Source organism: Halopseudomonas oceani (genome assembly GCF_963677335.1).
Lineage (GTDB): Bacteria > Pseudomonadota > Gammaproteobacteria > Pseudomonadales > Pseudomonadaceae > Halopseudomonas > Halopseudomonas oceani.
Genome location: NZ_OY781932.1, coordinates 3,341,658 through 3,359,700, shown reverse-complemented (window position 1 = coordinate 3,359,700; position 18,043 = coordinate 3,341,658). Strand labels below are relative to the sequence as shown.

General features: G+C 60.3%; 16 protein-coding genes. 7 read left to right on the top strand and 9 right to left on the bottom strand.

What is annotated here, in order from left to right; all coding sequences use genetic code 11:
- Nucleotides 1-3 precede the first annotated feature (3 nt).
- Together ectA and ACKPCU_RS15690 are read right to left on the bottom strand one after the other, a co-directional pair.
- The gene (ectA, locus tag ACKPCU_RS15695; RefSeq protein WP_321348144.1) at nt 4-525 is read right to left on the bottom strand and encodes a diaminobutyrate acetyltransferase; all 522 of its coding nucleotides are present in this window, start codon (nt 523-525) and stop codon (nt 4-6) included.
- 299 nt (nt 526-824) lie between these two features.
- A complete protein-coding gene (locus ACKPCU_RS15690) occupies nt 825-1,595 on the bottom strand; it encodes an SDR family oxidoreductase (protein ID WP_321348142.1) in 771 nt (256 codons plus the stop codon).
- Between the two features lie 233 nt (nt 1,596-1,828).
- Here ACKPCU_RS15690 and speA point away from each other — a divergent pair, with 233 nt between their 5' ends.
- Nucleotides 1,829-3,748, top strand: a complete 1,920-nt coding sequence (gene speA, locus ACKPCU_RS15685) for an arginine decarboxylase (protein ID WP_104737997.1) — start codon at nt 1,829-1,831, stop codon at nt 3,746-3,748.
- Between the two features lie 4 nt (nt 3,749-3,752).
- Here the strand turns inward: speA and ACKPCU_RS15680 are convergent, their stop codons facing one another.
- Genes ACKPCU_RS15680 through ACKPCU_RS15670 form a run of 3 tightly spaced genes read right to left on the bottom strand, consistent with a single transcriptional unit; the run spans nt 3,753 to nt 6,144 of the window.
- The gene (locus ACKPCU_RS15680) at nt 3,753-4,469 is read right to left on the bottom strand and encodes a hypothetical protein (protein ID WP_321348140.1); all 717 of its coding nucleotides are present in this window, start codon (nt 4,467-4,469) and stop codon (nt 3,753-3,755) included.
- A gap of 11 nt (nt 4,470-4,480) precedes the next feature.
- The gene (locus tag ACKPCU_RS15675) at nt 4,481-5,161 is read right to left on the bottom strand and encodes an SDR family oxidoreductase (RefSeq protein ID WP_321348138.1); all 681 of its coding nucleotides are present in this window, start codon (nt 5,159-5,161) and stop codon (nt 4,481-4,483) included.
- A 14-nt stretch (nt 5,162-5,175) separates the two neighbouring features.
- Nucleotides 5,176-6,144 (bottom strand): alpha/beta fold hydrolase, encoded by a 969-nt coding sequence (locus tag ACKPCU_RS15670; RefSeq protein WP_321348136.1) that lies wholly within the window; start codon nt 6,142-6,144, stop codon nt 5,176-5,178.
- A gap of 226 nt (nt 6,145-6,370) precedes the next feature.
- Here ACKPCU_RS15670 and ACKPCU_RS15665 point away from each other — a divergent pair, with 226 nt between their 5' ends.
- The 3 genes from ACKPCU_RS15665 (at nt 6,371) to ACKPCU_RS15655 (ending at nt 10,695) form a co-directional block, all read left to right on the top strand.
- Nucleotides 6,371-9,262: an HD domain-containing phosphohydrolase gene (locus ACKPCU_RS15665; RefSeq protein WP_321348135.1), complete on the top strand. Its 2,892-nt coding sequence runs from the start codon at nt 6,371-6,373 to the stop codon at nt 9,260-9,262.
- 89 nt (nt 9,263-9,351) lie between these two features.
- A complete protein-coding gene (locus ACKPCU_RS15660; RefSeq protein ID WP_321348133.1) occupies nt 9,352-10,095 on the top strand; it encodes a lysophospholipid acyltransferase family protein in 744 nt (247 codons plus the stop codon).
- Nucleotides 10,096-10,314: 219 nt separating this feature from the next.
- Entirely contained in the window at nt 10,315-10,695 is a 381-nt protein-coding gene (locus ACKPCU_RS15655; protein WP_104737905.1) for a rhodanese-like domain-containing protein, read from the top strand.
- Nucleotides 10,696-10,737: 42 nt separating this feature from the next.
- Here ACKPCU_RS15655 and ACKPCU_RS15650 read toward each other — a convergent pair whose 3' ends face one another.
- The 3 genes from ACKPCU_RS15650 to ACKPCU_RS15640 all read right to left on the bottom strand — a co-directional run bounded on the left by ACKPCU_RS15650 (nt 10,738) and on the right by ACKPCU_RS15640 (nt 14,144).
- Nucleotides 10,738-11,193, bottom strand: a complete 456-nt coding sequence (locus tag ACKPCU_RS15650; protein ID WP_104737904.1) for a hypothetical protein — start codon at nt 11,191-11,193, stop codon at nt 10,738-10,740.
- Between the two features lie 78 nt (nt 11,194-11,271).
- Complete coding sequence (locus ACKPCU_RS15645) at nt 11,272-12,645, bottom strand: sigma-54-dependent transcriptional regulator (RefSeq protein ID WP_321348130.1); 1,374 nt, start codon at nt 12,643-12,645, stop codon at nt 11,272-11,274.
- Nucleotides 12,642-14,144 (bottom strand): sensor histidine kinase, encoded by a 1,503-nt coding sequence (locus tag ACKPCU_RS15640; protein ID WP_321348128.1) that lies wholly within the window; start codon nt 14,142-14,144, stop codon nt 12,642-12,644. The genes ACKPCU_RS15645 and ACKPCU_RS15640 overlap by 4 nt, the downstream gene beginning before the upstream one ends.
- Before the next feature lie 166 nt (nt 14,145-14,310).
- Between ACKPCU_RS15640 and ACKPCU_RS15635 the strand changes: the two genes are divergently transcribed.
- Nucleotides 14,311-14,700, top strand: a complete 390-nt coding sequence (locus tag ACKPCU_RS15635) for a DUF4168 domain-containing protein (protein ID WP_321348126.1) — start codon at nt 14,311-14,313, stop codon at nt 14,698-14,700.
- A gap of 75 nt (nt 14,701-14,775) precedes the next feature.
- On the opposite strand, the gene ACKPCU_RS15630 is transcribed toward ACKPCU_RS15635, so the two are convergent.
- Nucleotides 14,776-15,672: a LysR substrate-binding domain-containing protein gene (locus tag ACKPCU_RS15630; RefSeq protein WP_321348124.1), complete on the bottom strand. Its 897-nt coding sequence runs from the start codon at nt 15,670-15,672 to the stop codon at nt 14,776-14,778.
- Between the two features lie 122 nt (nt 15,673-15,794).
- Here ACKPCU_RS15630 and ACKPCU_RS15625 point away from each other — a divergent pair, with 122 nt between their 5' ends.
- Nucleotides 15,795-16,907: an S-(hydroxymethyl)glutathione dehydrogenase/class III alcohol dehydrogenase gene (locus tag ACKPCU_RS15625; RefSeq protein ID WP_321348122.1), complete on the top strand. Its 1,113-nt coding sequence runs from the start codon at nt 15,795-15,797 to the stop codon at nt 16,905-16,907.
- Between the two features lie 285 nt (nt 16,908-17,192).
- Nucleotides 17,193-18,041, top strand: coding sequence for an S-formylglutathione hydrolase (fghA, locus tag ACKPCU_RS15620; protein ID WP_321348120.1), 849 nt, complete (start codon nt 17,193-17,195; stop codon nt 18,039-18,041).
- The last annotated feature ends 2 nt before the right edge of the window (nt 18,042-18,043 follow it).

The following is an 18,043-nucleotide window of genomic DNA, read 5'->3' as shown; positions in this document are numbered from 1 at the left end:
ATCTCAGTGCTGAGCGTCGTTGGGTGCTGATTGGGTAAAGGGGCCGGCGCGATAGATGACTTCATCATCATGCTCGCCGTTGAAATGGGTCTGGCGTGAGAACAGCACCTCTGTGCTGTAGTCAGCGCCTAGTAGGCTAAACGCCTTCTTGAACAGCGCCTCGGATGCCTCGTTGCCGGGGGAGATCGTAGTCTCCAGACGATTTACACCTTCAGGGCGCAGACGCTCGATCAGCGCCAGCAACATCTTGAGAGCCAAGCCTTGGCCGCGCATGCAGCTGTCTACCGCGACCTGCCAGACAAACAGCGTGTCCTGGCGTGCGGGTGGGCGGTAGCCGGAAATGAAGCCAACCAGATCGCCGTCCGATGTTTCTGCGGCGATGGCCGTGTCGGCGAAGTCGTGACACTGCAGCAGGTTGCAGTACACCGAGTTGGTGTCCAGCGGCTTGCAGCGTTCGACGAGACTGTTAAGAGCGAAGCCGTCCGTGTTTTTTGGTTTTCGTAGTGTTACGGGTGTGAGGGACAAAACGAGTTCCTAATGCTTATGCATAAATGCTTTTTTAATAATAAACACATCCAAAAAATTATCTCAACCGCCTGTAGGTGCTGATTTATATGGGGTTTGCCCGTTGGTCATATATTTATAGCTGTTAAATAGATGTGTCATGAAAGTGTTTTTTAGTATAAAGATTTTGCCTGAAAGCCAGCTGTGACAAGGCCTGCGTCTGGATTGGCGCATAGGGCATCGGGAAGAGGGGGAAGGGCGTGTCGGGAGGGGGCGCACCCGCTCGTCAGAGCGGGTGGCAAAAGTACTGCATTTGAACGTTACAGGGTGAAACCGCCGTCGATTGGAATGATGTTGCCGGTCATGTAGGCACCGCCTGTGCCTGCCAGCATGATTGCCAGTGCGGACATTTCCTCTTCACGGCCCCAGCGCTTCATCGGAATGTGCTGGCAGTCTTCTGCCATTGCCTGTGGGTCGTTATGGATGTGGCTGGTCATCTTGCTTGGGAAGCGGCCGGGAGCGATAACGTTGACGTTGATATGTTCGCTAACCAGTTCGCGGGCAAGGTTGCGCGACAGTTGATGCACCGCCGCCTTGCTCGGGCCGTAGGAGTAAGCCTGCTCACCGAACGAGCTGATGCCTGCAACCGAACCGATGTTGATGATGCGAGCCGGGTTCTCTGCGCTGGCGGAGCTGCGCAGCAGCGGCAGCAATTGCTGGATACAGCTGAACACCGAGATCACGTTCAGTTGCATGACCTTTTCCCAGCCGGATACCGGGAATTCCTCCAGCGGGGCGCCCCAGCTGGTGCCTGCGTTGTTGACCAGAATGTCCAGACGCTCGGTAATGCCGCGCACATCTTCCGCCAGTTGGCGCGCGCCTTGCTCGGTAGAGAGGTCAGCTGCCAGGGCGATGCAGTCGCCGTACTGGCTCAGTTCCTCGGCGGTTTGCATGCCCTCGGCGATCTTGCGGCAGCAGATGATGACGCGGGCGCCGGCTTCCAGGTAGCCCTGGGCGATCATGCGGCCGATGCCGCGGCTGCCGCCAGTGACCAGCGCGGTGCGGCCGGCAAGGCTGAAGTAGTGCTGCATGGGTGTCTCCTTGATGTAATCGGATGGGGTAATAGCCCGGTCCTTACGGTAAACCAGCGCTCGCTCCAGGCCCTAGGTTTATCCAGAGCGCAAATACTGGCTCATGGGTCGACGATGACCTTCGCTGTGATTATCTGGCTTTTGGCTTATCCTTTGGCACATCAGCCAGCGGAACTGTTGTCATGTATGACGTTCACAATGGCGAGCCTGTATTTGAGCAAAGTGAGGTGGTGATGGGACCTGTTCGACGTTCGCGCAAAGAAGACGCATCTGCCTGGACCGTGGCTGACAGCCGCAGCGTTTACGGCATTCGGCACTGGGGTGCCGGCTATTTCAACGTCAATGAACAGGGGCATGTAGACGTCATGCCACGCGGGGCCGAGGGCGGCAGCATCGACCTGCATGAACTGGTTGGCCAACTGCGAGAGAGCGGCTTGGACCTGCCGCTGCTGGTACGTTTTCCGGACATTCTGCAGGCGCGGGTGCGGCAATTGACCGGCGCCTTTGATCGCAGCATTGAGGCGCTAGATTATGGCAGCGGTTATACCGCGCTCTATCCGATCAAGGTCAACCAGCAAGAGGCCGTGGTTGAGAATGTGATCGCCACCGAGAATGTCTCCATCGGGCTTGAGGCGGGCTCCAAGCCGGAGTTGATGGCGGTGCTAGCGCTGGCACCCAAAGGCGGCACCATCGTTTGTAATGGCTACAAGGATCGCGAGTTCATCCACCTGGCGCTGATCGGACAGAAGCTGGGTCACAAGGTGTTCATCGTTATCGAAAAGGAGTCCGAGGTTCGGCTGGTCATCGAAGAGGCAGAAAAGCTCGGAGTGACGCCCAATATCGGTTTGCGCGTACGCTTGTCTTCGCTGGCGTCCAGCAAGTGGGCCGACACCGGAGGGGAGAAGTCCAAGTTTGGGTTGTCGGCGGCGCAGTTGCTGCGCGTAGTGGATGCCTTTCGTGCTGCAAATCTGCAGGACGGGGTGCGCCTGCTGCACTTCCACATGGGGTCTCAGATCGCCAATCTGGCGGACTATCAGCATGGCTTCCGTGAAGCGATTCGCTACTTCGGTGAGCTGCGTGCGTTGGGCCTGCCGGTCGACCATATCGACGTTGGTGGTGGGCTGGGGGTCGACTACGACGGTACCCACTCGCGCAATGCCAGCTCGATCAACTACGACGTCAACGAGTATGCCCAGACCGTCGTCGGCATGCTGCGCGACTTCTGCGATGAGCAGGGCCTGCCGCATCCGCACATCTTCTCCGAGAGTGGCCGGGCGATGACCGCGCACCACGCGGTGCTGATCGTCCAGGTAACTGATGTCGAGCGCTACAACGATGTCATGCCGCAGATTGATGATCTAGAGGCGTTGCCGCTGGTGGTACGCAATCTGGTCAGGCTGCAGGATCAGCACGATGTCGAGATGGTGACCGAGACCTACTGGCGGGCCACCCACTATATGGCGGATGTGGCGGCGCAGTACGCTGAAGGCAAGCTGACGCTGTCGGAGAAAGCACTGGCCGAGCAGTGCTACTACGCGCTTTGCAACCGTCTGCATACCCTGCTCAAGGCGCGCCAGCGCTCGCATCGTCAGGTGCTGGACGAGCTGAACGACAAGATGGCCGACAAGTATATCTGCAACTTTTCGGTATTCCAGAGCCTGCCGGATACCTGGGCGATTGATCAGGTACTGCCGATTATGCCGCTGGATCGACTGGAGGAAGAACCATTGCGCAGGGCGGTGTTGCAGGATCTGACCTGCGACTCCGATGGCAAGATCCGCCATTATGTCGATGAGCAGAGTATTGAAAACAGTCTGCCGGTACACGAGCTGCGCGAGGGTGAGGATTATCTGCTGGGTATCTTTCTGGTCGGCGCCTATCAGGAAATTCTCGGCGACATGCACAACCTGTTCGGCGACACCGACTCGGTCAATGTCTACCTGCGCCCGGATGGCAAGGTAGTGCACGGTGGTATCGAAACCCACGACACCATCGAAGACATGCTGCGCTACGTGCACTTTGCGCCGGACGAACTGGTGACACTGTATCGCGACAAGGTCTCCGGCGCCCGCCTGAGTCCGGCCGAGCGCACGCGCTTTGTGGATGCGCTGCGACTCGGCCTGACGCGTTCGTCTTACCTGAGCGCTGAGTAAGGGGTCAGGCGGCCTGTTTCTGCAAGCTGATCCAGGTCGCTTCGGCCCAGCCCACCGGTTGGCCGGCGGCGTCGTAGAGGGCCGTGCCGGCCTGGTGCTTGCGTCCGTCGTGGGCGATGGCCCAGCCGGCTACTACCAGTTGCTCTCCCACCTTGATTGGCCGCTCGATATGCGCCGCGAAGCGGCCTAGCAGGGCGACGCCTGCCTGTTCCCTGACCGCAAAGTACCCAGGACAGTCCAGGGCCGCCCAGAGGTACTCTGGTGCCACGCTGCCGTCGCCCGCATCCAGTGTGCTGTCGGGTGTCCAGGGGCAGGCAACAGTGCTGGTGCGACCGCTGACCGGGCCGGTGTGCAATAGCAGGCCGTCGTGTTCGCAGCGGTTGGTGCCGCAGACAAAACAGCCCGGCAGGCCGTGGTCGTTATAGCCGCTGAACCGTGGCCGCGCCGCTTCGGCGTCGGCCAGGCTGATCGCAGCAGGTGGCGTCAGCTCCAGCTGGTAGGGTTTGGCGCTGCCGAGCAGGGTATCGCCTTGCAGCAGGTGAGCCCCGTCGCTGTCGCGCACAATCTGCAGTTCGGTATCCAGCGGCGGTGGTGCGTGCAGGGTGACCTGGCAGGGCTCGGCCATGGCGTTGGCCAACAGGCCGCAGACGTAGCCGCCGTTGCCGCTATTTGGCGGCCCGCAGAAGCGCTTGCGAATGATGGTCGGGATGGTGCTTTGCATGAACATTTTCCTTAATGGCTCCAGCCGCCGCAGACCGGGAACACCTGGCCGACAAAACAGTTGGCGGCGTCCGAGCAGAGGTAGGCGGCGAAGTGGGTGTCTTCGTCTGCCGAGACCAGACGTCCGAGCGGCACTTCACGTTGCAGTCGGGCCTGAAACGCCGGGTTGGCCTGAATCTCGGGCGGGAAGTAGGTCGGGTTGTCGACAAAGTTCTGAGCGATGGCATTGACCTGGATGCCCTTGGCAGCGACTTCTGCGCCGACCGCTTGTACCCAGGCCAGCTGCGCTCCGCGCGCGGCGCTGTAGCTGGAGGCCCGCTTCATGCCGCGCAGGGCAGAGGCACTACCCATCAGCAGTATCTTGCCGCTGCCACGGTTGATCATGGAGGGCAGAACGGCCCGCGCGAAGCGGGGCAGCGGATCGACCATGTGGCGAAACAGCAGGCCCCATTCCTCGTCTGCGACCTGATCGGCAGGTGTGCTCGGCGCGGGTACCCCGAGATTGAGCAGCAGTACGTCAACCTCGCCCGCTTCAGCAATCAGCTTCTGCGGTGCTTTCGGGTCCAGAAAGTCGCGCTTGTCGGCGATCACGCTGGCACCGCAGGCCTCCAGCGTGCGCTGCAGTGCCGGGCCCATGAAGTCGCCTGCCTGGGTCAGCAGGATGCGCTTGTTGCTCAGGTCGCACAGACTCATTGTTCTTCTCCCTGTCAGCTTGCCGGGAAATGGCGTTCCAGGAACGGCAGCAGCAAGCTGTTTACCTGCGCTGGCTTCTCTGCCTGGATCCAGTGTCCGCAATCGGCAATCACGTGCTGCTCGACCTGCGGCACCACGGCCGGCATTTTCTTGATGGTATAGGCTTCAAGTGTACCGACTGGATCGCGGTCGCCGATCAGGAACAGTGCGGGCTGCTCGATTTGACGGTCGGCCAGCGCTTCGGTGCGCTCCCAGTTGCGCTCGAAATTGCGATACCAGTTTACCGGGCCACGGAAGCCGCTTTGCTCGAAGGTTTTAACATAGACGTCGAAGGCCTCATCCGAACACCACGCAGGCGGCTTGCCGGGATCGGTGTAGTCGTCCAGCCAGGCCGCGTCCGCCGGTTTGTCCTGCACCAGTGCGCCGCCTTCCTGGCTATCCAGGCCGTGCATCATCAGGCGCATGGTGCGCGGAATGTCGGCCGCCAGCTCGGCCTCTGCCAGCCCCGGTTTCTGGAAGTAGAGGATATAGTGGAAGCGGTCCTTGTAGGCCTCGCGCATCATGTTGATGGCCGGCTGGCGCGGCCGCCCGCCGAAGGGTACCGACATGCCGCAGACGGCCTTGATGCGGGCCGGCTCCAGCAGCGCCAGGTGCCAGGCGACCGGTGCGCCCCAGTCATGGCCGATCATGGCTACCTGCTGGTGGCCGAAGTGGTTCATGGCACCCTGGATATCGGCGCACAGGGTGATCAGGTCGTAGGCCTCGATCGCTTCCGGTGCCTCGGTTGCGCCATAGCCGCGCATTTCCGGTGCAAACACGCGGTAACCCTGTGCCGCCAGTGCAGCAATCTGGTGGCGCCAGGAATACCAGCACTCGGGGAAACCGTGTAGCAGCCAGACCGGCTTGCCGCTTTCGGGACCGGCAATATGCACGCTGAGCCTGATGCCGTTGACCTTGATCAGCTGTTGTTGTGTCTGCTGCATGCTGCTCTCCAAAGAATCAGAAGTCGACACTATGGCAAATCGGTGCCGTAATGGCGCGATTGTCGCATGCGCATTCATCAGCCGAAGTGGCGAATATCCGTTTGGTGCATGATTCGCGGAGAGTGGCACTGAGCTGGTTGCGAACATGATGCGATCCTCCGTCGCTGAGCTATGCTCATCATGTTGTGGAAGCTGGCGCTATCCAGACAGGGAACAGGATCAGGCAATGAAAAGAGTGCGTCCGTGGATCACGCTGCAGGGGCTCATTGCCGTGTCCATCGTTATCTGCCTGCTGACAATGCTGGCAGTGACTGCCTTCCAGGGCTATCGCGGCGCGCGAGCGGTACTGGTTGCGGCGGCGGCTGACTCTGCCATGCAGTTCGGTGCCCTGCTGGATGAGCGTGCGGATCGCCTGCTCACTCCGAGCGAGGACGCCTTGCGTCTGCTGGTCCACGATCCGCTGGTCAGCGCGCGAACCCTTTCTGACCGGGTTGGTCGGTTACCGGCATTGGCTCAACTGCTGCGCGATGGCACTGCGGTCAGTGCTGTTTATGCGGGCTATCCGGACGGCGATTTCTTTCTGGTGCGCAGGGTGCCTGAGGGCGGAATTGATGGCTACGACTTGCCTGAAGGTACCCATTTCCTGGCGCAGTCCATTGAGCGCGATGGTGAAGTGCTGCATGGCCGCTGGCTGTTCTTTGACAAGGAACTGCATCAGATGGGAAGCCGGCCCGTCCCGGAGTACCGTTACGACCCCCGTACTCGCCCCTGGTATCAGATGGCGCAGCAGTCAGCAGAGGTTGTGCTGACTGAACCCTACCTGTATTTCACGACCCACCAGGTTGGCCTGACCATGGCGCTGCGCAGCCAGCTGACCGCTACCGTACTTGGGCTGGACGCGGCAGTCGATGACTTGGCCGTCGAGGTTGAGGATATGCACCTTACGCCAGGCACCGAGATGGCAATCGTCAGCGGCAATCGCGTTGTTGCCTACCCTGATGTCGATCGCTTGATCGTGCTGGAGGGGGTGGAAGCCCCCAGACTGGCGACCATCGATGAGCTGGATGTGCCGGTGCTGAGCGAGTTGGCAGCCATGCGTATTGCTTCCTCGGAGGTCAGACGTTTGCCGCGGGAGGATGGCGACTGGTACGTCATCAGTCTGCCGTTGAGCCGGATTGGGGAAGACTTGGGGCGTGTGTTGATTGCCATACCTGGCAGGGAGTTGATGTCCAGCGTAGTCAACATACTCAAGCACCAGGCGGTCTGGGCGCTGGTGCTCATGTTGCTGCTGGTGCTGATTGGTTGGGCACTAGGGCAGCGACTAGGAGGGCCACTCAAATCGCTGGCTGACCAGGTTGGCTATCTGGCCGACATGGATTTCAGCCAAAAGATCGGCGTGCGCTCGCGTATTCGTGAAGTGAGTGAACTGGGCCAGGTGCTAGGGCGAATGGCGAGTGCCATTCATCACTTTCAGCAAATTTCACTGGCGCTCAGTCGTGAAGCTCGGCTTGAGCGAATGCTGGATGAGGTGCTTGGTCATCTTATCGAAATGGCCAAGGGGCGCGGCGGTGCCGTGTTTCTGTACGAAGAAAAGAGCGCTGAGCTGGTACTCGCCAGCGGTATTAACGCTGACCATTACCCTCAGTCGATTCTTCTCGACGAGGAATTGCGCAGCAAGCCGGAGCGGGTGCTGGCGACGCGGCTTGATCGCGATCACCGTTATCTGACGTTGGCATTGCGTGATCGGCGGGAAAGCCTAATCGGTGTGCTGGCAGTGGAAGTGTCGCCGTTGCTATCGGGCAAGGCCCTCCGGAGTTTGCGGCAATTCCTCGACAGCCTGTCCGGCACGCTAGCGGTTGCTATCGAGACGCGGCAGCTGTTCGATGACCAGCGGCGCTTGATGGAGTCAATCATTCGCCTGCTGGCAACGGCGATTGACGCCAAGTCACCCTATACCGGCGGCCACTGTGATCGTGTGCCACAGTTGGCTGAGATGCTGCTCAATCGGGCGTTGAGTGCAGAAAACGGCTCGCTGGCGGATTTTTCCATGGACGAGGATGAACGCTATGCCTTCAGAATCGCCGCGTGGATGCACGATTGCGGCAAGATCACCAGCCCGGAATACGTCGTTGACAAAGCGACCAAGCTGGAAACCATCTACAACCGTATTCACGAGATTCGCACGCGTTTTGAAGTGCTCTGGCGTGACGCCGAGATACGCTATTGGCAGGGGCGAGCAGACGGGCAGGATGAAGCGGCACTGGCCGCTGAGCTGGCCCAGGCCCATGCGCGTCTGCAAGCCGAGTTTGCCGAGGTGGCCAAGGCTAACGTTGGTGGCGAGTTCATGCGTGATGAGGATATTGCGCAGTTGCAGCAGATCGCTCGGCAGACTTGGACGCGGCACTTCGATGATCGGCTTGGCCTGTCGCAGCAGGAAATGCGGCAGCTCGAAACGGTACCCGAATTGCCGCTGCCGGTGGTTGAGCAACTGCTCAGCGACAAGCCGGAGCACAAGGTGCCCTGGGGGGATCGCAAGCCGCCGGTTGCCAGTGATGATCCGCGCAATGAGTGGGGGTTCGATATGAAACCGCCGGAATACAGTTTCGACCTGGGTGAGCTGCACAACCTGTCCATCCAGCGTGGAACCCTCACAGCTGAGGAGCGGTTCAAGATCAATGATCATATTGTGCAGACGCTGATCATGCTCAGCACCTTGCCGTTCCCGCGTGCGCTGCGCAATGTGCCGCAATTGGCCGCGACGCATCATGAGAAGCTTGATGGGACCGGTTATCCGCGTCGGCTTGGCGAAGATCAGCTGTCAGTGCAGGATCGGGTTCTGGCAATCGCTGATATCTTTGAGGCGCTGACGGCGGCCGATCGCCCCTACAAGTCAGCCAAGACCCTGTCTGAAGCGGTCAAGATCATGCTGTTCATGGCTAAGGATAGGCATATTGACCCAACACTGCTGGCGCTCTTTCTGCGCACCGGTGTGCACGAACAGTACGGACAGTTGTTCCTGTCCGATTTCCAGCGTGATGACGTCGATGTCAGTGAGTGTCTTGCCCAGTTGCGTGAATGGGGGCTGATCTCGGAGCAGGATAGCCAGCCGCTGGCTTGACTGTAGATGACGGAATTGTGGCAATCTGTGCCATCCTGCCGATGGTTGCTGGCGCGGCAGGGGTCGATAGCCATAACAAGAGAGTGGTCATGCTGAGTCTGTCACCCGTTGCTGAATCCGCCACCTTGCTGCGCCGTGTTGGCGTTGTGGTTGGCTCTGTGCTGGTTACCTTGGGGTACTGCCTGGACGTCATCTGGAGAGCCGCATTCAGGCAGCTGGATCGGGCCCGGGTTGACCGCTACACACGCGGCTGGGCGAGCAAATTGCTGAGGCTGGTGCGGCTGCAGGTTACGGTACACGGCAAAACGCCGGACTTCGCAGACGGTCGCCGCTATATCATTCTCTGCACCCATGCCAGCCACTACGATATTCCGGTCAGCTTCGTCGCTTTGCCCGGCTCGATCCGTATGCTCGCCAAGGCCGAGCTGTATCGGATTCCGGTGCTTGGGGTCACCATGCGGTTGGCTGAATTCCCTTCAATCAACCGCCACAAGCGCAATCAGGCGATAGCCGACCTGGCTCAGGCGCGGAATATGATGGAGTCCGGGATTGTGCTCTGGGCAGCGCCGGAAGGGACGCGTTCACGTACCGGGGAGCTGTTGCCGTTCAAGAAGGGGTGTTTTCATCTGGCCCTGGATACCGACGCAATCATCGTACCGGTTGCCATTCGCGGTATTCACAATGTACTTCCGGCACGCAGTTGGCGTTTCAATCTAGGCCAGCAGGTGTCGGTACACATCGGTGAGCCGCTGGACGCCAGCAGCTATGATCGTGAGCAACTGCCAGAGCTGATGGCAGAAACCCGGCAGCGTATCGCGGCGTTGCTGGGGTAGCCGGGCCTGGTTTCCCTTGCGCCCCTGTTTTCGGTCAGGTAAGTAGGCTGGCTTATCTCCGGTGAGCTTGTTATTCCTTTTTGTGCTATGCATAGAATTAAAATAAAGTTTATATTTTTCTTAATTGAGAGCCCGTGAAAGTCCGGCACATGGCTGTCTTGTGTTGCCGGTGCGGTGCATGCGGGCTCGAACCTGCCATGTCTAACACCGGAGTCACTTATGAAAACCGCTCATGATCTGGTCGCCGCCGCCAAGGCGCGTGTCAATGAGGTTGATCTGACGGCTGCTGACGCAGCCATTCAGGCTGCCGATGTGCTGATTGATGTACGCGAGGCGGACGAGTTTCAGGCCGGTCATATCCCGGGCGCGATCAACATCCCTCGTGGGTTGTTGGAATTCAAGCTCAGCAATGACCCGGTGTTGTCGGCTCGTGATCAAAAGCTGGTGCTTTATTGCAAAAACAGTGGCCGCTCGGCGCTGGCAGCCAGTTCGCTGCAGGAGATGGGATACCTGGACGTGCTGTCGATTCTGGGCGGTTTTGATGCCTGGGCTGAGGCCGGCAAACCGGTGGCCGGTGCGGCTTTGCCACCATTCGAATAACGCTTTGTTGGTACCGGCGCGGCGCTACGCTGTCGCCGGTACCTAGCCCTGATCCTCGAGCGCCAGGTGAAACTGGGCACCCTCGGCTTCAAGCGGTGTGAGCAGGGTGGTGCAGTAGCCCAGTTCATCGAGCAGGTCGCGCACCTTGGCGCTGTTCAGTCCACTGTGCGGGGTTTTGCGCAGGTGCTGCTCCAGCGCCTCTAGCGTGCTCATGCCGGCGGCAACTGGTTGCCAGCTGACGTCTTCGATACCCCACACCTGGCCGGTTGCTGGGTCAACCTCCGGCACCTCCGCTGTGCGCCCCTCTTCACCAAGCATGGCAACGGCGGCTTGCAGCTCAAGCGCGGTGGTATCAATGAACTGGCTCAGTTCGGCGACACCTAGGGTACGGCACAGGCCATCGAGCAGTTTCAATTCGTTGCGCAGGGTGCAAAGAAGTCGGTCTCCCGGCTGGAATTGATGGTCCAGCAGGGCATTCAGCCGCAGGGCGCTTGCCACATTGTGCTCCTGGTTGAGAGGTTATTCGAGGTTCGGGCCTACTGTAACCCAGAGCGCGGCCGTCCTGCATCGCCGCACTCATTCTATCCAGCGGTAGAGGGTGCGGCGGGTGATGCCAAGAATGTCCGCTGCGCGACGCTTGTTGCCACCGGTTGCGCTGAGCACCTGGTGGATGTATTGCCGTTGTACCGTCTCCAGGCTGGGAAGCTGGTCCAGCGCTTCGCCGGTGAGGTTGTCGAGCATCGGTACCGCTGGTGCGCCGGGAAGGTCGGCCTCGTTCTGCTGCAAGCGCTCAGGCAGGTTGACGAGCTCGATCAGGTTGCCGGTACAGAAGGTGGCCGCACGTTCGACTGCATTCTGCAGCTCGCGCACATTGCCCGGGAATGGGTGGCGCTGCAGCGCTGCTCTAGCGTCGTCGCTGAAGCCTTTGATCTGGCGCTGCTGTCTGGCATTGAATCGTGCCAGGAAGAAGTCGGCCAGCGCGTGAATGTCTTCGGCGCGTTCACGCAAGGGTGGAACTTGCAGGGTGAATGTTTCCAGTCGGTAGAACAGGTCTTCGCGGAAGCTGCTGTCGGCAACACAGTCGGTCAACTGGCGGTTGGTCGCGGCGATTACACGCACATTCAGCTGGATCTCGTGGTCGCTGCCCACCGGGCGCACCTTGCCATCCTGCAGGGCGCGCAATAGCTTGGCCTGCAGGGCGAGCGGCATTTCTCCTATTTCGTCAAGCAGCAGGGTGCCGCCGTCGGCCTGCTGGAACAGGCCCGCGCGTGCCTTGCGTGCCCCGGTGTAGGCTCCGGCGGCATGGCCGAAGAACTCGCTCTCCATCAGCTCGCCCGGGATACCGCCGCAATTAACAACCATATAAGGGGCGCTGGAACGGGCGCTTTGCTCATGCACTGCGCGAGCGACCAGTTCCTTGCCGGTACCGCTCTCGCCCTGGATCAGAACCGGGCCATCGGCGCCTGCGACCTGGCGAATGTCCTGAAACAGCCGGCGCATGACGTTGCTCTGGCCGATGATCCCGTGAAATTGCTCAAGGGCCATGATTGAACGGTAGCGCTGCACTTCGCGGCGCAGGCGGCGATTCTCCAGCAGCCGACTGGCTGTCAGCAGAAAATGATCCATTTCCAAGGGTTTGGTCAGGAAGTCGTCTGCCCCTTCCTGCAGCGCCTGCACTGCCTGCTGAACGGAACCGAAAGCGGTGATGATCAGAATCGCCGGGGCCGGGCTCGCGCGTTGGGCGACTGGGAGCAGGCTGAGGCCATCGGCACCTGGCAGACGCAGATCGCTGATCAGCAGGTCGACGTCACCCTGTTGAAGCAGAGCGTGGGCGGCTTCGGCGCTGGGGCATGGGGTGACGCGGTAGCCTTCGGCCTCCAGCTCCTCCTGCAGTAGTTCACGTAGCCCTGGGTCGTCCTCGACCAGCAGCAGGTGTTCGGTGTGACTCATGCGGTGCTCTCTCTATTGGTCGGCAGCAGCAGGGTGGCTCGGCAGCCGCCAAGGTCGCTGCTGCCCAGTTGCAGCTCGCCGTCGTGCTCTTCGGCGATGGTATCGACGATTGCCAGCCCGAGTCCGGTGCCCTCGCCAGGCGGCTTGGTCGTGAAGAACGGTTCCAGCAGTTGCGTATGCGTCGCCTCGGGCAGGCCTGGGCCGTCGTCTTCGATATCGATGCGCAGGTAATCCTGTTGTTGACTCACCGTTACCCTCAGGCAGGACCGGCTCGCTTGCAGCGCGTTGCGCAGCAGGTTGAGCAGGGCGAGCTCAAGCCGTGCCGGGTCAACAGTAATGTTGGGCAGTTGGGCTGAGGCAAGAGGCACTACCTCCAGCTGGCGCCCAGCATCGTCCAGCTCTGGCGTTATCGCCGCAGTGGCACTGTCCAGGATCTGCCGTAAAGAGGTGGTACGTGGCTGCACGGCGCTCGGTCTGCTGTAGTCGAGCAATTGGCGAACGGTGCGAGTCAGTCGCGCAACCTGGGCGCGAATGGCATTGAGGTCGCGGGTCTGGGCGGCGCTTGTATCGCTGTTTCGCTGCAGTCGGCGGGCGCGGCCATCAATGACGCTCAACGGTGCGCCGAGCTCATGGGCTACACCGCGCGCCATGCCGCCGATGGCGGCCATCTTTTCCTGGTCCTTGAGCTGTGCCAGCAGCCGGGTTTCCGCGAGGCGGTGCTGGTCAAGCTCCTGCTGCGCCTGCTCGATACTGTCTAGCATCTGGTTCAAGCCGCGAGCCAGGGAGGCGACCTCGGTCGGCCCTTCCAGCGCCGCCCGGTGAGCGTGATTGCCCGCGGCCACATGCTGCATATGTTCCAGCAGACGGTCCACGTGTCGCCCGACGCCGCCGTAGTGGCCGAGCATGACTGCGCAGATAATCCCGATAGCCAGTACCGCCCAGGCTAGCCAGGCGATGATCTCCAGTTGATCCAGCGCCCGCCCGAAGTCGCTGGCGCGCCGGCTGATCTGAATCAACCCCTGAATATTGCCGCCGGCATCAAACAACGGCATGAAGTGGGAGAACAGGTTGCGTCCGTCTACTCGGCTGAACCCCTGTTGGGCCTGACCGGTGGAGACGATCAGGTCAGGAATGGCGGTGCGAGACAGGTCGCTTTCGGTGGTCCCTGCTGCGCTCAGGCGCACGCCATTCACATCGAACACCGACGCGCCATATACCTCGCCGATGATGAAGACCGAGCTCAATGCCGCTTCGATCGCTTGCTGATCCCCCTCGCGCAGTGCATTGCCAATAGGGATGCTGATGGCTCGGCCAATCAGTTCAAGGTCATCTTTCAGGCGTTGTTGTTGAAACTGGCTTGCCTGCTCCAGACCGAAGCGGATACCGAGCGCTGTGAGCAGCAGCAGGGGCAGTACCACAAACAGCAGGACGGTGCGTTGCAGGCCGCTGATACCTGTCCAGGCGAGCGGGTCATATTTGAACGGATATTTTTTGCTCATGTTTAAAAAAGATACGTTTTGGTGGGTGATAGTTCCGGCTCCGGCGTGACTTTATTTTTATCGGTTTTTGGTTTTGTTTTTATAAATCATATGGTTATGGTGTTTTCTGGGTTTTTGGCACGGTCTCTGCTCTGTGACTGGTGAACTTCAACGAAGGAGAAGCACCATGATGAATCTGAAAAAACTGACCGCTGCTCTGTGTGTTGTGACCCTGAGTGCGGGTGCTCCGTTCGCTATCGCGCAAACCGCGGGTGGAGCCGCTGGCCAGCAATACGGCGAACCGTCCGCAGCCGCGGCAGCTGCGCCCGTGTCTGAAGCCGATCTGGAAAAGTTCGTCAGCGCAGAAGAGAAGGTCAACGAGATTCGCCAGGAGCTGACCGACGAACTGAGTGCGGCCAGTGATCAGGAACAGGCGCAGCAATTGCAGTTCGATGCCCAGCAGGAAATGGTTGAGGCGGTTGAAAGCTCCGGTATGGAGGTTGCGCGCTACAATGAAATCGCCTCGCGCATGCAGACCGATACCGAGTTGCGCGAGCGTGCGCAGCAGTTCAACTGATTTGATTGACTCACGGGAAAGGGGCTTTGGCCCCTTTTCTTATGGCCGCAGAGAAGGTGGTTTGCCCGGCAGTCGTTAGCTGCTGTGCTGGTATTCCGGCCGTCGGGCAAGTCCTTGTTTGAGGTGGTCGACCAACTGCCGGACCTTAGGCGATAGATGCCTTTGCTGTGGATACAGTGCCCAGACTGCAGTATGCGGTGGCTGGTGCTGGGGCAGCAGGGCACGTAAAGCGCCGCTGCGCAGGTGCTCCTGCACGTAATAGTCGGGCAACTGACACAGGCCGAAGCCGCGCAGGGCGGCGTCCAGTACCGCCTGACCGCTGTTGCAGCGCCAGTTGCCATGTATACGTACGGGCAGTTCGCGACCGCGCTGTTGAAAGGACCAGACGTCGCTGCTGCCGATCAGACAGTTGTGGCGCGGCAGCTCCGAGAGGCTGTGCGGCGCGCCAAAACGCTCCAGGTATGACGGTGCGGCGCACAGGTACATATGCCGCGGCGCAATGCGGGTGGCGATCAGGCTCGAGTCCTGCAGCCGGCCCAGACGAATGGCCAGGTCGTAGCTGCCGTGCAGCAGGTCCAGGGTCTGGTTGGTCAGGGTCATTTCCACTCGCAGCTGCGGGTGCTGCTGCATAAAGTCGTTGACCAGCGGCATGATGAAACTTTCGCCGTAGGCTACCGCGCAGGTCATGCGCAGTAGCCCTTTGGGCTCGCTGCCCAGATCGGTGATGGCTTGCAGTGCTTCGTCGCGGGCGTCGATCAGGCGTTGGCAATGCTGCAAAAAGGTCTGGCCGGCCTCGGTCAGGCTCACGCGGCGGGTGCTCCGGTAGAACAAGCGGCTCTGCAGGCGGTCCTCAAGACGCGCGATCTGCCGGCTGACGTGAGAGGAGGAGACGCCCAGCCGCTGCGCTGCGCCGGTGAAGTGGCCCGACTCGGCGACGGCGACGAATTCGTCGATACCTTCCCAGTTGCTCATGCCCAGTTGCTCATGATTATCCCTGTACAGCAATAATGTTTTGTCTGGTGGGTGATTATCCACGAAACTGCTCTCTACTACACTTGGCAGCCTGTGTTTCCCTCATCCAATGGAGAGTCCCCATGATCAAGTCCCGCGCCGCCGTGGCCTTTGCGCCGAATGAACCCCTGCAGATTGTCGAAGTGGACGTCGCGCCGCCGCAGGCCGGCGAGGTGCTGATTCGCATCGTCGCCTCTGGTGTCTGTCACACCGATGCCTATACCCTGTCCGGCCAGGACAGCGAAGGCGTGTTCCCCTGCATCCTCGGTCACGAGGGCGGTGGTGTGGTCGAAGCGGTCGGTGAGGGCGTGACCTCGGTCAAGGTCGGCGACCACGTGATTCCGCTGTATACCGCCGAGTGCCGCGAGTGCAAATTCTGCAAGTCCGGCAAGACCAACTTGTGCAGCTCGGTGCGCACCACCCAGGGCAAAGGCCTGATGCCCGATGGCACCAGCCGGTTCAGCTACAAGGGTGAGCCGATCTATCACTACATGGGCTGCTCGACGTTCTCTGAATACACCGTACTGCCGGAAGTCTCGGTTGCCGTGATTCCGAAAGAAGCACCGTTGGAGAAAGTCTGCCTGCTGGGTTGTGGTGTCACCACCGGCATCGGGGCGGTACTGAATACCGCCAAGGTAGAAGCGGGCGCAACCGTCGCCATCTTCGGTCTGGGCGGTATCGGCCTGGCCGCCATCATCGGTGCCAAGATGGCCGGTGCCAGCCGCATCATCGGTATCGACATCAACCCGGCTAAGGAAGGTATTGCCCGTGAGTTGGGGTTGACCGAATTCGTCAATCCGAAGGATCACGATAAGCCGATTCAGGAAGTCATTGTCGACATGACTGACGGCGGCGTGGATTACAGCTTCGAGTGTATCGGCAATGTGCAGCTGATGCGCGCGGCGCTGGAGTGCTGCCATAAGGGTTGGGGTGAATCCACCATCATCGGTGTGGCGCCGGCCGGTGCCGAGATCAGCACCCGCCCGTTCCAGTTGGTGACCGGACGCGTCTGGCGTGGCAGTGCATTCGGTGGCGTCAAGGGCCGTACTGAGCTGCCGGGCTACGTCGAAAAATCCCAGACCGGTGAAATCCCGCTGGACAGCTTTATCACCCACACCATGGGTCTGGAGCAAATCAACGACGCCTTTGAACTGATGCACGAAGGCAAGAGCATTCGTACCGTCATTCATTTCTAACCCAACCGCAAGCGGCAAGCGGCAAGCAAAACCACGTGGCGTCGAATTGCGTGGACTTTCTTGGGGCGACGATTGGTAGAAACGCTTCTAGGAAGTACTTGACGTCCTGGTCGCCAAGCCAATCGTGATTACGCTTGCAGCTTGCAGCTTGCAGCTTGCAGCTTGCAGCTTGCAGCTTGCAGCTTGCAGCTTGCAGCTTGCAGCTTGCAGCTTGCAGCTTGCAGCTTGCAGCTTGCAGCTTGCAGCTTGCAGCTTGCAGCTTGCAGCTGAAACCGGAGGTTTCTTATGAACGACATTGAACTGGTCAGCGCCAACAAGAGCTTTGGCGGTTGGCTTAAGCGCTATCGTCACCGTTCCCAGGTGCTGCACTGTGACATGGTGTTCGGCATCTACCTGCCGCCGCAGGCGGATCAGGGCAAGCCGCTGCCGGTGCTGTACTGGCTATCAGGTCTGACCTGTACCGATGAAAACTTCATGCAGAAGGCCGGAGCGCAGCGTCTGGCGGCCGAGCTGGGCATGGTCATTGTTGCCCCGGACACCAGCCCGCGTGGCGAAGGGGTGCCTGATGATGCCGACGGTGCCTATGACTTTGGCTTGGGAGCAGGCTTCTACGTCAATGCTACCGAGCAGCCCTGGGCGCAGCATTACCGCATGTATGACTACGTGGTGCAGGAATTGCCCGGTCTGATCGAAGAGCACTTCCCGGTGTCGGATCAGCGCTCGATCAGTGGCCATTCGATGGGGGGCCACGGCGCGTTGATCTGTGCGCTGAAGAACCCCGGTCGCTATCGCTCGGTCTCGGCCTTTGCGCCGATCAGCAACCCGAGCGAGTGCCCCTGGGGGCACAAGGCGCTGGGCCGGTATTTGGGTAACGACAAAGCTGCATGGAAGGCGTGGGACGCCTGCGAGCTGCTGGCTGGCGCGACCGAGCGCCTGCCGCTACTGGTTGATCAGGGCGAGTCCGACAACTTCCTTGCCGAGCAACTCAAGCCCGAAGCGCTGGAAGCGGCGGCAGCAGCAGCGGGTCACCCGCTGACCCTGCGTCGTCAACCTGGCTACGACCACAGCTACTTCTTCATCGCCAGCTTTATTGATGACCACCTGCGTCATCATGCGGCAGCGCTGGGGCTGTAGCA

What these genes read in the sequence shown, in the direction of transcription:
- ACKPCU_RS15690 (WP_321348142.1), bottom strand. Translation starts at nt 1,595, where the DNA reads ATGCAGCACTACTTCAGCCTTGCCGGCCGCACCGCGCTGGTCACTGGC.
- speA (WP_104737997.1), top strand. Translation starts at nt 1,829, where the DNA reads ATGGGACCTGTTCGACGTTCGCGCAAAGAAGACGCATCTGCCTGGACC.
- ACKPCU_RS15680 (WP_321348140.1), bottom strand. Translation starts at nt 4,469, where the DNA reads ATGCAAAGCACCATCCCGACCATCATTCGCAAGCGCTTCTGCGGGCCG.
- ACKPCU_RS15675 (WP_321348138.1), bottom strand. Translation starts at nt 5,161, where the DNA reads ATGAGTCTGTGCGACCTGAGCAACAAGCGCATCCTGCTGACCCAGGCA.
- ACKPCU_RS15670 (WP_321348136.1), bottom strand. Translation starts at nt 6,144, where the DNA reads ATGCAGCAGACACAACAACAGCTGATCAAGGTCAACGGCATCAGGCTC.
- ACKPCU_RS15665 (WP_321348135.1), top strand. Translation starts at nt 6,371, where the DNA reads ATGAAAAGAGTGCGTCCGTGGATCACGCTGCAGGGGCTCATTGCCGTG.
- ACKPCU_RS15660 (WP_321348133.1), top strand. Translation starts at nt 9,352, where the DNA reads ATGCTGAGTCTGTCACCCGTTGCTGAATCCGCCACCTTGCTGCGCCGT.
- ACKPCU_RS15655 (WP_104737905.1), top strand. Translation starts at nt 10,315, where the DNA reads ATGAAAACCGCTCATGATCTGGTCGCCGCCGCCAAGGCGCGTGTCAAT.
- ACKPCU_RS15645 (WP_321348130.1), bottom strand. Translation starts at nt 12,645, where the DNA reads ATGAGTCACACCGAACACCTGCTGCTGGTCGAGGACGACCCAGGGCTA.
- ACKPCU_RS15640 (WP_321348128.1), bottom strand. Translation starts at nt 14,144, where the DNA reads ATGAGCAAAAAATATCCGTTCAAATATGACCCGCTCGCCTGGACAGGT.
- ACKPCU_RS15635 (WP_321348126.1), top strand. Translation starts at nt 14,311, where the DNA reads ATGATGAATCTGAAAAAACTGACCGCTGCTCTGTGTGTTGTGACCCTG.
- ACKPCU_RS15630 (WP_321348124.1), bottom strand. Translation starts at nt 15,672, where the DNA reads ATGAGCAACTGGGAAGGTATCGACGAATTCGTCGCCGTCGCCGAGTCG.
- ACKPCU_RS15625 (WP_321348122.1), top strand. Translation starts at nt 15,795, where the DNA reads ATGATCAAGTCCCGCGCCGCCGTGGCCTTTGCGCCGAATGAACCCCTG.
- fghA (WP_321348120.1), top strand. Translation starts at nt 17,193, where the DNA reads ATGAACGACATTGAACTGGTCAGCGCCAACAAGAGCTTTGGCGGTTGG.